Raw genomic sequence first — 12,271 nt, forward strand, 5'->3', positions numbered from 1 at the left:
TCCGGTCCCGGAAATTCGTCCATGCGCTCAGCAGACACCGGATGGCCGGATCGATAGGGCGGGTCGGGGCGGCAGGCGACAACGCAGCCATGGAGCCTCTTTCATCCTGTCTCGCCAGGGTGAAAGAGGCTGGTCAGCGGGTGTGGTGACGAGGCAGGGCCCCTCGTCGTTGGCGTGGTGATCTCACTCATCGCACCGGCGACTTGAGGGGCCCTGTTGGTTCCGTATCCTGCCATGCTCGGTGTCCCGCACGAGCTCGTCGAGCATGTCTCCTGGCTGCTGTACGAGCACCGTCGGGTCCGCAACACCCGGTGGCGCAAGCTCGGTTGCTTCAAACAGGTACTGCTCACGCTGGTCCACCTGCGTAAGAACGAGACGTTCGCCCAGCTCGGGGCCGGTTTCGGGATATCTCAAGCCACCGCCTGGCGATACGTCGACGAGACCCTCGATGTCCTGGCCTCCTGGGCGCCCGGCCTGCACGAAGCCCTCACCGGCCTCGGCGAGGGCGACCACGTCATTGTCGACGGCACCCTCATCCCCACCGACCGGATCCGCGCAGACCAGCCGTACTACTCGCAGAAACACCGCATGCACGGCATGAACGTGCAGGTCATCGCCCGGCCGGACGGGACACCGCTGTGGTTCTCCCGCGCGACACCCGGCCGCACTCACGACCTGACGTCAGCCCGCGCGCACGGCATCGTCCAGGCGTGCCTCACCCGGCAGATCCTCGTCCTCGCCGACCGCGCCTACCAGGGTGCCGGCGCCACCTTCCGCACGCCGTACTACCACCACCGCGAACAACCCGAGCACTACCAGCAGTTCAACCGCGCACACGCCCACCTCAGGGCTCCCGGCGAACGCGCCTTCGCGCCACTGAAGTCCTGGCGACTGCTCCGGCGGGCCAGATGCTCCACCCGCCGCATCGGAACCATCATCCAAGCCGTCCACACGCTACTGACCTGCGACTATTCAGGATGAAAGAGGCTCAGTCCCGGACGCTGATCGCCCGACGGCGACACAGTCAGCCATATCCGCCAGCTCCCAGGAAGCCCCTTCTGGGGGCTTCGGTTGTCCCGTCGGCCAGCATCGAACATGGACTGCCGGGAGGAGGTCGCGCGGTCAGTGTTCCCACGACGTGCCCAGGAACTCAACTTGGCAAGCCGCGTGCTCGTTGTTCGTACGCACACGTCGGTAGCATCATTTGCATGCCCGATGCGTGGATCGGTCTCAGTGATGCTGCTCGGAGCCGGAACTGGTGGTGGACCGGTTTCTTGACCTTGGTGTTTGCCGGGGCAGCCGTAGCCATGATCTTCTCCGCACCGTCGTCGAACCGCTGGGGGTGGGGCATGGGAGTGGGCGTGACCTGGGCGGCTTCAACCTTCTACATGGTCAATCGTGGTTACGGGCGAACGCTCCTTACCGCGAGCGGCATGGAGTTCCGGACCTTCGTGAGTCGGCGCTCGATTCCGTGGAGTGAGGTCGCCGGGGTGGAGAAGAGGGAGCATCAGGTAACCGGTGGGTCTTGGTGGGAGTTGCGGACGGTCCGGGTGCGTGGTCGCTCGCTTGCGATTCCTGGGGCCTTCACCAACCGGATGTGGGATGCGGAGTTCGAGCAGAAGCTGGTCCTTCTCCAGGAGCGCTGGTCCCACTCAGCTGACGTCTGAATCAACCCTGCGCCGCGAGAGCGCCGGTGGCAGCAGGTAAGCGGCAGACGTCGCAGCTCCTGTGCAGAGAGGTTCAGGACTTGCCGGCAACAAAGGCAAGGGCGGATGAGCCTGCCGCCGCAGGGGAACCCTTCACCCGTCGATGGCACGGGCACGTTGGTAGACGTCCGGGATGCCGTCCTGGTCGTCGTCGCGGTTCTCCTCCTCGTACAGGCGGCGGTAGATGCCATTGCGTCGCCTGAGGAGGAAGGCGGCAAGCGCTGCGGCGATCAGCGAACCGAGGAGGACGGCTGCCTTGATGTGTTCGGCGGCTGTGGGGTCGGGGAAGGCCAGTTCGCCGATCAGTAGGGCGACGGTGAAGCCGATCCCGGCGAGGACCGCCAGTGCGAAGACGTCTGCCCAGGCGAGGTCAGAGTTGAGCTGAGCGCGGGTGAAGCGTACGGCGAGGTAGGTGCCGAGGAAGATCCCCAGGATCTTGCCGATCACGAGTCCCAGCACGACACCCAGTGGTTCGGGGCGGGTGAGAACCTCGCCGAGCGAGGCAGCCGACACGCTCACGCCGGCAGCGAAGAGGGCGAAGAGGGGAACCGCGACGCCCGCAGAGACCGGGTGCAGCAGGTGGGAGGTGCGCTCGGCGGGCGAGGCGGACTCGCCCTTGTCCCGGGTGGTGCGCAGGATCAGGCCCATGGCGACGCCGGCGACGGTGGCGTGGACGCCGCTGTTGTACATCAGTGCCCAGATGGCGATGCCGAGCGGGACGTACCACCACCAGCCGCGTATGCGGAAGCGCTGCAGTGCGTAGAAGACGAGGAGACCGGCGAAGGCCGCGCCGAGGGCCGCGAAGTTCAGGCCGCTGGTGAAGAAGACGGCGATGACGAGGATCGCGCCCAGGTCGTCGACGACAGCGAGGGTGAGCAGGAAGGCACGCAACGCAGCAGGCAGGTGGGTGCTGAGGACCGCGAGGACGGCCAGGGCGAAGGCGATGTCGGTGGCCATGGGTACGGCCCAGCCTGCGTGGCTGCCGCCGCCGGCCGTGGAGACTGCCAGGTACAGCGCCGCCGGCACGATCATGCCGCAGACGGCAGCGATGACCGGCAGCGCTGCGGTGGCGGGAGTGCGTAGTTCACCGACGACGAGTTCGCGTTTCAGTTCGGCCCCGGCCACGAGGAAGAAGACGGTGAGCAGGCCGTCGGAGGCCCAGTGACCGACGGAGAGGTCGAGGCCGAGTGCGGGTATGCCGAAGTGGAAGTCGCGTATCGACTCGTACGCGCCGCTCCACGGGGTGTTCGCCCAGATCAGTGCGAGGACTGCTGCGGCGAGGAGCACCAGGCCGCCCGTGGTCTCTGTCCGCAGGGCTCTGCTGACCGCGTTGCGTTCCGGCAAGGGGAGCAGACCGAGGAAAGGGGAACGTTCGCGGGGGGCGGCAGCCATGGATGTGAGCCTTCATGTGTTGTCGGTTTCGGGGCGCATGAGCCCCCGGACGCCGACCAGACTTCCCGGCACACCGCGCGTCGGAGGCCGCCGACGGGGCGGGTCGTTGACGCGTTCCTTACAGCCTATGTGCCGTACGCGTTCCCGGCCAGACCACGTCCCGTCTGCGGGAAGAGTGGCCGGGGTGATGGGCGGGTCCGTGGGGCGGGCGCCCACGGACCCGCAGGGGGCGGTTCGTTCGTGCGGTCAGCGGACGGTTTCCCTCGGCGCCTGGGCCGTGGTGGTCTCGTTGTCGTGGCTGGCTTTGCGGGTGCGGGCGAATTCCAGGAAGGAGTTCAGTTCGCGCTTGACGACCGGGGCCAGCAGGTACAGGCCGATGATGTTGATGACGGCGAGGAGGAAGAGGACGGCGTCGGCCATGTCGATCAGCGTCTGGAGGGTGAGCAGTGATCCGGCGATGGCGAACAGGGTGTAGACGACCTTGTAGGTCAGTTCGCTGAGCCTGCTGCGTCCGAAGAGGTACGTCCATGCCTTGAGCCCGTAGTAGCCCCAGGTGAGCACGGTCGAGATGGCGAAGAGCATGACCGCGACGGTGAGGATGTACGGGAACCAGGGAAGCACCGTGGCGAACGCGTCGGAGGTGATGGTCACGCCGCCGATCGACTCGCCGCCGCGTGCTTCGCCCCAGCTGGCCGGATTGGCGATGACGATGGTCAGTGCGGTCATGGTGCAGATGACGACGGTGTCGATGAACGGCTCCAGCAGGGCGACCAGGCCCTCGCTGGCGGGGTGCTTGGTCTTGACCGCGGAGTGGGCGATCGGGGCCGAGCCGAGTCCGGCCTCGTTGGAGAACGCTGCCCGCTTGAAACCGATGATCAGCGCACCGAGCACACCGCCCGCCACCCCCTCGGGGTTGAAGGCACCCTCAATGATCGTGCCGATGGCCGCCGGGACGGCGGTGACGTGCACGAGGATGACGACGAGGCAGGCCACGATGTAGATGCCGGCCATGGCGGGTACGAGTTTGCTGGTGACGTTGGCGATGGAGCGGATGCCGCCCAGCAGCACGATGCCGACGAGTGCGGCAACGAGGATGCCGAAGAACAGGGCGCCTGCGGAGGAGCCCATGAGGCCGTCCTCGCCGCCGGTGACGGAGACCAGCTGCGCGTAGGACTGGTTGACCTGGAAGAGGTTGCCGCCGAAGAGACCGAAGAAGAGGATCATGACGGACGCGAGTACGGCGAGGACCTTGCCGAGCCTCTTGCCCTTGCTGCCGAAACGTTCCGCCAACCCCTTGGGCAGGTAGTGCATCGGGCCGCCGGAGACCGTGCCGTCGGGATGCACTTCCCGGTACTTCACGCCGAGGGTTACCTCGACGAACTTGGTGGCCATGCCCAGCAGGCCGCACAGGACCATCCAGAACGTCGCACCGGGCCCGCCGATGGACACGGCGACGGCCACGCCGGCGATGTTGCCGAGGCCCACCGTCCCGGAAACGGCCGCGGTCATCGCCTGGAAGTGACTGACCTCTCCGGCCGAGCCCTTCTCGTCGTACTTGCCCCGCACGATGCCGATGGCAAGACGGAATTTGCGGATCTGGACGAATCCGAACCAGCCAGTGAATACCAGGCCGGCGATGACCAGCCAGGCAACGATCAGAGGAAGGTCCGTGCCTCCGACAGGGACGGCGTAGAAGACGATGTCCCCGAGCCAGCCGGCTATGGGCTCGAAGAATCCGCTGATCGCGTCGTCGATGGATTCGGTAATGGAGTCGAGTGACACGATGGCTCCCTGGTGGTGCGGTGCCCGCGCGTGGGGGTTGCGGCGGGAAGAAGTGCGGCCGGTCGGTGAACGGCGTTGGCCCGACGGTGGGGGGCACAGGCGCCTCTGCGCAGGAGTGCTCCCGTGAGCACCACCCGAGGCGGCCTGTTTTCAGCGGCTGAAACACGGCGCTTGTCGAGTTGCGTAGTTCTACCATGAGCTTTACCTCATCTTTAGTGATGCACATCACATTCGGCGCGGTGGATTCCGGTTCCGGTAGGGCAAGAACACCGTTCACCCCGCCCTCGGACGTCGGCAGCCAAGGGCGCGCCGTCAGCGGGCGGGGCCTCGGCAGCCGCTCGTTGCGCAAAGAGAGGCGGCAGGGACGCCGCACAGGGGAGGGAGCCCACTCATGGACCTGCGTGACTCGCCGTGGATGCCGCTGCGGCTGCGGCTGCGATCCTTGGCCATGCTCTGTGTCGGCCACCAGCCGTTCTCGCGGCCTGCGCCGACGACCTGCGGGCCCGCCGTCGCCGGGCCGAGTAAGTGACCGCATCGGGAGCGGCCGACGCACGGGTGTCCTGCTCGGCCCGGCGGGCAGGAAGAGATCGTGTGCGCCCGGTCGGCCCCACACCTCCACGGAAGGCCCCTTCATGAGCGACAGTTACATACATCTGCGAATCCGTGATGGCGAAGGCAACGAGACCGTTCTCCGGGTAAACACCACAGACCCGTTCCACGGTGTGGTGCAGCGCTACGCGGATGAAACCGGGCAGGCCCACGAGGCCATCAGTCTCAGCTACGAAGGAACCCGGCTGATGTCCACGTCCACTCCTCACGAACTCAAGCTGGACGACAACGACCTCCTCCTGGCGGAAGGCGCCGGGGTGTGAGTCGTGGCCGCGGGCCCGTGCACCCTCCGTGTGCGGGCACGGCGCACGGACGATGCGTGAGCGCCGGAACCGCCGCCATGTCCGTGGCGGTGGCGCACGCCTCAGCGCGCGGACTCCCCTTCGGGAAGCCGGCAGGACCGGAGCACGGTGACGAAGCACAGCAGCATGAAGGCGGACATCAGCAGCCCGCACTCAGCCGCAGCCCCCAGTGCGCTCCTGTCCGGGGTGAGCCCGCGGGGTGCGACCCGTCCCGCGGGATCTGCCAGCATGGCGATCCAGTCGCCTGGTTCGACAGCGGGCCCGCACCCGCGCCACAGCCTCACTGCCACCGGCGTACCGTCGGCCCGCGCGACCGAACAGTAGCGGCGCGTGGGCCTGCTCCCCGGGGCGCCGCTGTCCGCCACCGCAGTCACGACGACGTCCTGCGACCGGCCGTACCGGGCAAGAACCGCTTCGCCTGCTGTGCGCGGTACGTGGAACGACAGGAGCAGTCCGAACACCGCCACCAGCCCCACGAGAAGACGTCCCGCGCGGATCACGGCGAGGTAGAGCAGGACGCCACAGAGGACGATCGAGGCAATCATTCCGGCCGTTGTCGCGGGCAGAGCAGCCAGTGCTCCCCCAACTCCGGTGAGAAGCACGGCCGCTGCGGCCACGGCGGACACCGTCGCGGCCTCGCGCACCAGCCACCGCGGTGGGCGGGCCCCGTAGCGTGCCGGGCCGAAGAGCGTGTCCACCAGCCCGCGGGGTCTGCGTCCGGGCACGGTCAGGGATTTGTCGGCGCGCAGCGGTTCCGTAGCGGCTCAACCTGTCCGCCTGGCGGCGACAGCACGCGGGACAGCAAGTCCCGTGCGGTGATCACGCCTGTCACTTCCGCGGTACCGCGCTCCTGGCTGACCACCACGGCCAACTGGCTTCCGCTGCCGACGAGTCCGAGCATCACCTGGGTGAGTGTGGCCGACGGTGTCACGACGAGCGGGCGGCCTGCCGGGGCTGCGAGGCAAGGGCCGATCCGGCGGCCCGCCAGCGTCTCTTTCAAGCGGCTGGGCCCGTCGAGACCGTACAGGGCGGTGAGGCCCGGCTGGGCCACGACGAACTCGGGCAGCACCAGCCGGATGAACTCCGTTCCGTGCAGCACCCGTCGGGGGGTGCCGTCCGCGGATACGAGGACCAGGTACGGATCGTTGCCGAAGGCCAGCGCCTGCGCCGCTTCGAGGGCATCACAGTCCCAGGGCAAAGTCGTGCAGGGCTGTGCCAGATCGCCGGCGTGCATGATCGCTCCCGTGTGAAACATGCGGGGGTAGGGATGCCGACCAGACTTCCCGGCTCACCAGGAAGCGCACACGGCGCTTCCACCGGACAATCTTTGCACAGAGCAAGGGTTCGCGGGAGGCTCACTGGCACCTTCGCACCCCGCTCGCATCAGCCGAACAGCAGCTCAGTCCAGGGGCTGTGGGTTTGTGGCCGGCCAGCCCAGCGGATACGGCACGTCCAGCTCCGCGGTGACCGGTGGCTCGGCGGCGGCCTCGCTGAACGCCACGAGCGCATCGAGCAACGCCACCCGCTGGTCCGGGTCCATCTGCTCCACGATCGCGGTAATCGCCTCACGGCGGCGTGCGGTCACCTCCTCCACCAGCCGTCGACCCTCCAGGGTCAGTGCCAGGAGCGTCTCCCGGCGGCTCCGCGGGTTCACCCGCCGGTCCACAAGGCCGACCGCGATGAGGCGGTCCGTCATGCGCATCGCCGTCGAGGGAGCGACGCCGAGGAGATCGGCCAGCACCACCAGCTTGGCCGCCTCGCGGGTGGAGAGCGCGACGAGAAGGCGGAACTGAGGAAGCGTGACCTTGTCCTCCACCGAGGCGAGCGACCTCGCGGAGACACCCACCAGCACACGCGACGCGGTGAGCACGGCCCGGGTCACCGCGTCGATGTCACTCGCCGCCGGAGTCCCACCTCCGGCGGCCACGTCCGGATTTACCGCTGCGCTCGCCTTCTCGACCATGCCTTCTTTGTACCGTGACCGGACGGGGGAGGCCGCGCCAGGTCGCCTACGGGCGATGACGCAGCAGCAGCATGGCCGCGTCGTCGTGCAGCGGACCGCCGGTGTGCTGCATCAGATCCCTCCGCAGGGCATCGAGCGCGGCCTCTGGGTCCGGGTCCTTGAGGAACCGCACGCGGGCGGCCAGAGGGTAGAAGGCACCTGCCGTGTCGCGGGCCTCGGTGACGCCGTCGGTGTGCAGGAGCAGCTGGTCCCCCGGGTGGAAGTCAACCTGAAAGGCCTGAGGTTGCACGGTGGTGCCCAGGCCGAGGCCCAAGGGGGGCGCGTACTGGGGCGGTTCGGGAAAGCAGGCTTGTTCGTCCGCGCGGAGGAGCAGGGGTGCGGGGTGGCCGTAGTTGAGGAAGGTGACGCGCCCCGGTGCGATCTCGGCCAACACGGCGGTGACGAACTTCTCGTCCCGCAGCACGCGTGCGCAGGACCGCTCCACCCGGGCGCCGACCCCCGCCAGATCGGCTTCGTCGTGTGCTGCCTCCCGGAAGGCGCCAAGGACGAGGGCGGCCGTTTCCACCGCCTCCAGCCCTTTGCCCTGGACGTCCCCGACGATCACTCGCACCCGGTCCTGACCTGCCACGACTTCGTACAGATCTCCCCCAATACGGGCGTGCGCGACCGCCGACGTGTAGGAGACGGCCACCCGCAGCGGCCCCGCAGTACGGGGCACCGGCCGGAGCAGGACCCGCTGCGCGACCTCGGCGACCGACCGTACTTCCGCAAGCTCTGCCGCCCGGCGCCCGCGTGCCACCGCCGCAGCCACCCCGGCCGCGGTCACCCCCACCACCGACCCCAGGGCCGCGAAACCACGGGCCTGCTGGAACAGGCCGTCGTACAGACCCAGTACGCAGCACAGCACGAGCGCACAACCACCGGTCACGGCTGTGCGCCGCCATCCGCCGGAGAGCCCCGCGAAGGCCGGTCCCAGCGACACCAAGGGGAGCAGCCCGACCTCCGGCCCCGTCGACAGATCCACCAGAGCCACCAGGCCCATCACAGCCCACGGCAGCAAGTCCAGCGACCGGGGCTCCGGCCTCTGTACAGCCTCCTCCTCGGGTGGCCCCGCGGTACGGCCGACGGCTCTGTCACGTCCCATTGATGCCCCTTTCAAACAGTGAGACTATGCAAAGGTTTCCCTGCCGAAGCAATCGGGCCGTTCACCGTTACCCGATCGAGGCCCGGTCGTTCCCCTCAGCCCGCCCACGTCGCGAGTGAGATCTGCGCCGTGTCGTCCCTGCCTGCGATGTCCCCCGGCCCGCGACGTCCGAAGCTCCCCACCGGAACCCGCAGAATCCTCGCCCGACTGCCGGTTCACCTCTTCAAGATCGGCCTCGGTCCGGTCTTCCTGGGCCGGTTGCTGCTGCTCACACACACGGGACGCACGTCGGGCCTGCCCCGGCAGACCGTTCTCGAAGTGGTCGCGCACGACCCGCGGCGCAGGACCTGGACCCTCGCCTCCGGCTTCGGCCCGAAAGCTCAGTGGTACCGCAACCTCCGCCACAGCCCTCAGGCGGTCATCACGATCGGGCGCAGGCGCTACCCGGTGACAGCCCGCTTCCTCGACCCGGCCGAAGGCGGAAGGATCATGGCGGAGTACGCCCCGAAGCACCCCCGCGCCGCGCGCCTCCTCTGCTCGTACATGGGTTTCCCCACCGACGGAAGCACGGAGACTTTCCGGGCGGCGGGTGAACAGATTCCCTTCGTACGTTTGGAGTTGACACCCAGACAGGAGGGGCCGACTGCCCACTGAACGCAGTCCGAGCGGGGAAGCCCGGCCTGTCCCTTCCTCACCGAAGCGATCTGCGGGTCGCAGGAGAGCGGAGTTTTCACAGAGAGCCTGGTGGTCCGCCGCGGCGGCAGGGAAGATCCTCTGGAGCGTGCCGGACGGGTAAGCTCCGGGCGGATCAGGGGAGTTGCGGTCGTCGTATGCCAGTGCCAAGTCAGTACGTCCGTCGGCCGTCGGGGGACGCATACGTGGGAGGGATGGTCGTCTGCGGGGACGACGCGTTGGCGCGGCGGCTGGCCGTCGAGCTGAGCGGTGTGTACGCGGAGCGTGTGACGCTGGTGGTTCCCTCTGGTTCGGGGGGAGTTGGGCTGCCTGCGGGCGGGAGGGTGTCCGCTCTCGTCGGCCGCTTCTCCGCGGCGGTGGGACGCGGCGCGGCCGGGTCAGCGGCGGGCCCGGACGTACCCGCCGGAGTACGGGTCATGGAGGCGGCGGAACCGGACCAGGAGGTCCTTCTCGGGGCGGGCGCGGATATGGCGGCGGCGCTGGCTCTGGTGTACGACGACGATGAACGCAACATCCGGGCCGCGCTCGCCGCCCGAAGGCTCAACCCCAGACTGCGGCTGGTCATCCGCCTCTACAACCGCAGACTCGGCCAGCATCTGGAGGAACTCCTCGACCAGGCCGCCGTGGTTGCCGCGCCGGACCTGGACCAGGCGGCGCTGGACGCTTCCACGACCGTGCTCTCGGACGTCGACACTGCGGCGCCCGCGCTCGCCGCGGCGGCGGTCGCGGGCAGCAGCAAGATCGTGCACGCGGGCGGGCTGCTGCTGCGCGCGGTGGAACGCACACCGCCCGGCCGTGGACAAGTCGCCAGCCCCGGGCTGTGCACGCTGGCGCTGCTGTCGTCCACCACGGCGGACCCGGCGGGCACCGAGGGATCGGACGCCAGCGGGAGCGCCGGGCCCCAGCTCCTGCCGGACGAACGGTCCGTGACCGCGGCCACCGGCCGGGGCACGGTCGTCCTGGAGACCCTCACGCACCTTCCCGAACCAGGCGCACGCCGGGCCCGACTACGCCGTGCGACCAGTCGCGGGGTTCCGCTGGGAGAGCTGTTCTCACGCCGGTTCCGCTGGTCCCTCGCGGGGGCGATCGGTGTCGTACTGGCCCTCACCCTCGCCGCGTGGAAGATCACCGACGATCACCCGCTGCACTCCGCCTACCTGACACTGCTCAACATCTTCGCCATCAACGACCCAGCCGTCGACGAGCCCGCAGGCGTGCAGATCCTCCAGATCCTGTCCGGCTTCGCCGGGCTGTTGCTGCTGCCCCTGCTCGTCGCCGGCATCCTGGAAGCACTCGGCGCCTTCCGCAGCAGCACCGCACCACGGCGTCCGCCACGCGGCCTGTCCGGACACGTCGTCCTACTCGGGCTCGGGAAGGTCGGCACCCGGGTACTCTCCCGGCTGCGGGAACTGGGCATTCCCGTCGTCTGCGTGGAGGCAGACCCGCAAGCCCGGGGCATGGCGGTCGCCCGCCGGCTGCGCGTTCCTGTCATCCTCGGAGACGTGACCGAGGACGGCGTCCTGGAGGCCGCGAAGGCCCACCGTGCCCGGGCCTTCCTCGCCCTGACCAGTGCGGACACGACGAACCTGGAGGCCACCCTGGTCGCCCGGTCCCTCAAGCCGGACCTGCGGGTGGCCATGCGCCTGTACGACGACGACTTCGCGACCGCCGTCTACCGCACCCTGCGCGCCGCGCACCCCGGCGCCCTGACCCGCAGCCGCAGCGTCTCCAGCCTGGCCGCCCCGGCCTTCGCCGGAGCGATGATGGGCCGACAGGTACTGGGTGCCATCCCCATTGAGCGGCGCGTGCTGCTGTTCGCCGCCCTGGACGTGGCGGGTCACCCGCACCTCGAAGGCCGGACGATCGCCGAAACCTCCCGCCCCGGAGCCTGGCGCGTCCTGGCCCTGGACGCGACGTCCCCGCCGGACCGCCTCCCGGATCTCGCCTCCCCGCACGGCACAGACCGCCCAGGGCATGCCTCCTCGCTGGTGTGGGACCTGCACCCCGGCTATGTACTGCGCGCACAGGACCGGGTAGTGCTGGCCACCACCCGGGGCGGCCTCGCCGAACTCCTGGGGCGGGGGCCCAGCCCCGAACCGGCAAGAGCACCGGGCGATGCCTAGGATGGACGCACATTTACCGAAGGCGGGACCGTGGGGACACCGATCATGAGCGCGACAGCGGGCCAGGCCGTGCTCCTCGCGGGGACCCTGGCGCTCCTGTTGCCGGGCATCCTGATGCTGGCCGGCCGCCATCCCGGACCACTGCGGGCGGTACGCGCGCACGGCCGTCTGCTGGGGGCGGCTGCCGTGATCGCATACGGCTCGGTCTTGTCCTCGACGCTCCCGCGCGCACTTGATGCTTCGGCACTGTCCGTGCGGACTGGGGCGTACATCGGCATCGTCGCCGTCTGCGTGGCGATCGCCCTGATGATCGCTTCCGATCTGCGCGCAGGGGTACGTCGCGGTTCCATCCGGACCGACAACGGTTGACGTGCCGGCGGTCCGCGGGGGACGGCCCTGCCCCGTCGGCCCCGACGTCGCCTGGGCATGACATCGCTCTGCGCCCCCGGGTCGGCGGGATTTCCCCCTGTCCTCGGCATGGGAGCCCGGCGCGGGAGCCCGGGGCGGCTATAAAGGACGATGATGCCCGCCCTCACCACCGTCCACCCCGCCCGGTC

The 12,271-nt window shown here is 69.2% G+C and carries 13 protein-coding genes; 7 read left to right on the forward strand and 6 right to left on the reverse strand.

The window, feature by feature from the left end; translation table 11 throughout:
* The first annotated feature begins 234 nt into the window (after positions 1–234).
* Positions 235–981 carry an IS5 family transposase gene (locus ACZ5PB_RS41700; RefSeq protein WP_468698791.1) on the forward strand — a complete coding sequence of 249 codons (747 nt, stop codon included), beginning with the start codon at positions 235–237 and terminating at the stop codon, positions 979–981.
* Positions 982–1,208: 227 nt separating this feature from the next.
* Positions 1,209–1,667 carry a hypothetical protein gene (locus ACZ5PB_RS41705; protein WP_468698792.1) on the forward strand — a complete coding sequence of 153 codons (459 nt, stop codon included), beginning with the start codon at positions 1,209–1,211 and terminating at the stop codon, positions 1,665–1,667.
* 132 nt (positions 1,668–1,799) lie between these two features.
* Here ACZ5PB_RS41705 and nhaA read toward each other — a convergent pair whose 3' ends face one another.
* Entirely contained in the window at positions 1,800–3,098 is a 1,299-nt protein-coding gene (gene nhaA, locus ACZ5PB_RS41710) for a Na+/H+ antiporter NhaA (protein ID WP_468698793.1), read from the reverse strand.
* Positions 3,099–3,344: 246 nt separating this feature from the next.
* Positions 3,345–4,880, reverse strand: a complete 1,536-nt coding sequence (locus ACZ5PB_RS41715) for an alanine/glycine:cation symporter family protein (protein ID WP_468698794.1) — start codon at positions 4,878–4,880, stop codon at positions 3,345–3,347.
* A gap of 391 nt (positions 4,881–5,271) precedes the next feature.
* On the opposite strand from ACZ5PB_RS41715, the gene ACZ5PB_RS41720 reads away from it, so the two are divergent.
* Positions 5,272–5,409 (forward strand): hypothetical protein, encoded by a 138-nt coding sequence (locus ACZ5PB_RS41720; protein ID WP_468698795.1) that lies wholly within the window; start codon positions 5,272–5,274, stop codon positions 5,407–5,409.
* 103 nt (positions 5,410–5,512) lie between these two features.
* The gene (locus tag ACZ5PB_RS41725; RefSeq protein WP_468698796.1) at positions 5,513–5,752 is read left to right on the forward strand and encodes a ubiquitin family protein; all 240 of its coding nucleotides are present in this window, start codon (positions 5,513–5,515) and stop codon (positions 5,750–5,752) included.
* 101 nt (positions 5,753–5,853) lie between these two features.
* On the opposite strand, the gene ACZ5PB_RS41730 is transcribed toward ACZ5PB_RS41725, so the two are convergent.
* From ACZ5PB_RS41730 to ACZ5PB_RS41745, 4 genes are all read right to left on the reverse strand, one after another.
* Positions 5,854–6,516, reverse strand: a complete 663-nt coding sequence (locus tag ACZ5PB_RS41730; RefSeq protein WP_468698797.1) for a hypothetical protein — start codon at positions 6,514–6,516, stop codon at positions 5,854–5,856.
* Positions 6,517–6,518: 2 nt separating this feature from the next.
* Entirely contained in the window at positions 6,519–7,025 is a 507-nt protein-coding gene (locus ACZ5PB_RS41735; RefSeq protein ID WP_468698799.1) for a CBS domain-containing protein, read from the reverse strand.
* Between the two features lie 165 nt (positions 7,026–7,190).
* The gene (locus ACZ5PB_RS41740) at positions 7,191–7,754 is read right to left on the reverse strand and encodes a MarR family winged helix-turn-helix transcriptional regulator (protein ID WP_468698800.1); all 564 of its coding nucleotides are present in this window, start codon (positions 7,752–7,754) and stop codon (positions 7,191–7,193) included.
* Between the two features lie 46 nt (positions 7,755–7,800).
* A complete protein-coding gene (locus ACZ5PB_RS41745; protein WP_468698828.1) occupies positions 7,801–8,796 on the reverse strand; it encodes a PP2C family protein-serine/threonine phosphatase in 996 nt (331 codons plus the stop codon).
* Positions 8,797–9,045: 249 nt separating this feature from the next.
* On the opposite strand from ACZ5PB_RS41745, the gene ACZ5PB_RS41750 reads away from it, so the two are divergent.
* The 3 genes from ACZ5PB_RS41750 to ACZ5PB_RS41760 all read left to right on the forward strand — a co-directional run bounded on the left by ACZ5PB_RS41750 (position 9,046) and on the right by ACZ5PB_RS41760 (position 12,083).
* Positions 9,046–9,552, forward strand: coding sequence for a nitroreductase family deazaflavin-dependent oxidoreductase (locus ACZ5PB_RS41750; protein ID WP_468698829.1), 507 nt, complete (start codon positions 9,046–9,048; stop codon positions 9,550–9,552).
* Positions 9,553–9,785: 233 nt separating this feature from the next.
* Positions 9,786–11,714, forward strand: a complete 1,929-nt coding sequence (locus ACZ5PB_RS41755; protein ID WP_468698830.1) for a potassium channel family protein — start codon at positions 9,786–9,788, stop codon at positions 11,712–11,714.
* Between the two features lie 45 nt (positions 11,715–11,759).
* Complete coding sequence (locus ACZ5PB_RS41760; RefSeq protein ID WP_468698801.1) at positions 11,760–12,083, forward strand: hypothetical protein; 324 nt, start codon at positions 11,760–11,762, stop codon at positions 12,081–12,083.
* Positions 12,084–12,271 lie beyond the last annotated feature (188 nt).

The organism is Streptomyces sp. NPDC032721, assembly GCF_055579625.1.

What these genes read in the sequence shown, in the direction of transcription:
- ACZ5PB_RS41700 (WP_468698791.1), top strand. Translation starts at nt 235, where the DNA reads ATGCTCGGTGTCCCGCACGAGCTCGTCGAGCATGTCTCCTGGCTGCTG.
- ACZ5PB_RS41705 (WP_468698792.1), top strand. Translation starts at nt 1,209, where the DNA reads ATGCCCGATGCGTGGATCGGTCTCAGTGATGCTGCTCGGAGCCGGAAC.
- nhaA (WP_468698793.1), bottom strand. Translation starts at nt 3,098, where the DNA reads ATGGCTGCCGCCCCCCGCGAACGTTCCCCTTTCCTCGGTCTGCTCCCC.
- ACZ5PB_RS41720 (WP_468698795.1), top strand. Translation starts at nt 5,272, where the DNA reads ATGGACCTGCGTGACTCGCCGTGGATGCCGCTGCGGCTGCGGCTGCGA.
- ACZ5PB_RS41725 (WP_468698796.1), top strand. Translation starts at nt 5,513, where the DNA reads ATGAGCGACAGTTACATACATCTGCGAATCCGTGATGGCGAAGGCAAC.
- ACZ5PB_RS41735 (WP_468698799.1), bottom strand. Translation starts at nt 7,025, where the DNA reads ATGCACGCCGGCGATCTGGCACAGCCCTGCACGACTTTGCCCTGGGAC.
- ACZ5PB_RS41740 (WP_468698800.1), bottom strand. Translation starts at nt 7,754, where the DNA reads ATGGTCGAGAAGGCGAGCGCAGCGGTAAATCCGGACGTGGCCGCCGGA.
- ACZ5PB_RS41745 (WP_468698828.1), bottom strand. Translation starts at nt 8,796, where the DNA reads ATGGGCCTGGTGGCTCTGGTGGATCTGTCGACGGGGCCGGAGGTCGGG.
- ACZ5PB_RS41750 (WP_468698829.1), top strand. Translation starts at nt 9,046, where the DNA reads ATGTCCCCCGGCCCGCGACGTCCGAAGCTCCCCACCGGAACCCGCAGA.
- ACZ5PB_RS41755 (WP_468698830.1), top strand. Translation starts at nt 9,786, where the DNA reads ATGGTCGTCTGCGGGGACGACGCGTTGGCGCGGCGGCTGGCCGTCGAG.
- ACZ5PB_RS41760 (WP_468698801.1), top strand. Translation starts at nt 11,760, where the DNA reads ATGAGCGCGACAGCGGGCCAGGCCGTGCTCCTCGCGGGGACCCTGGCG.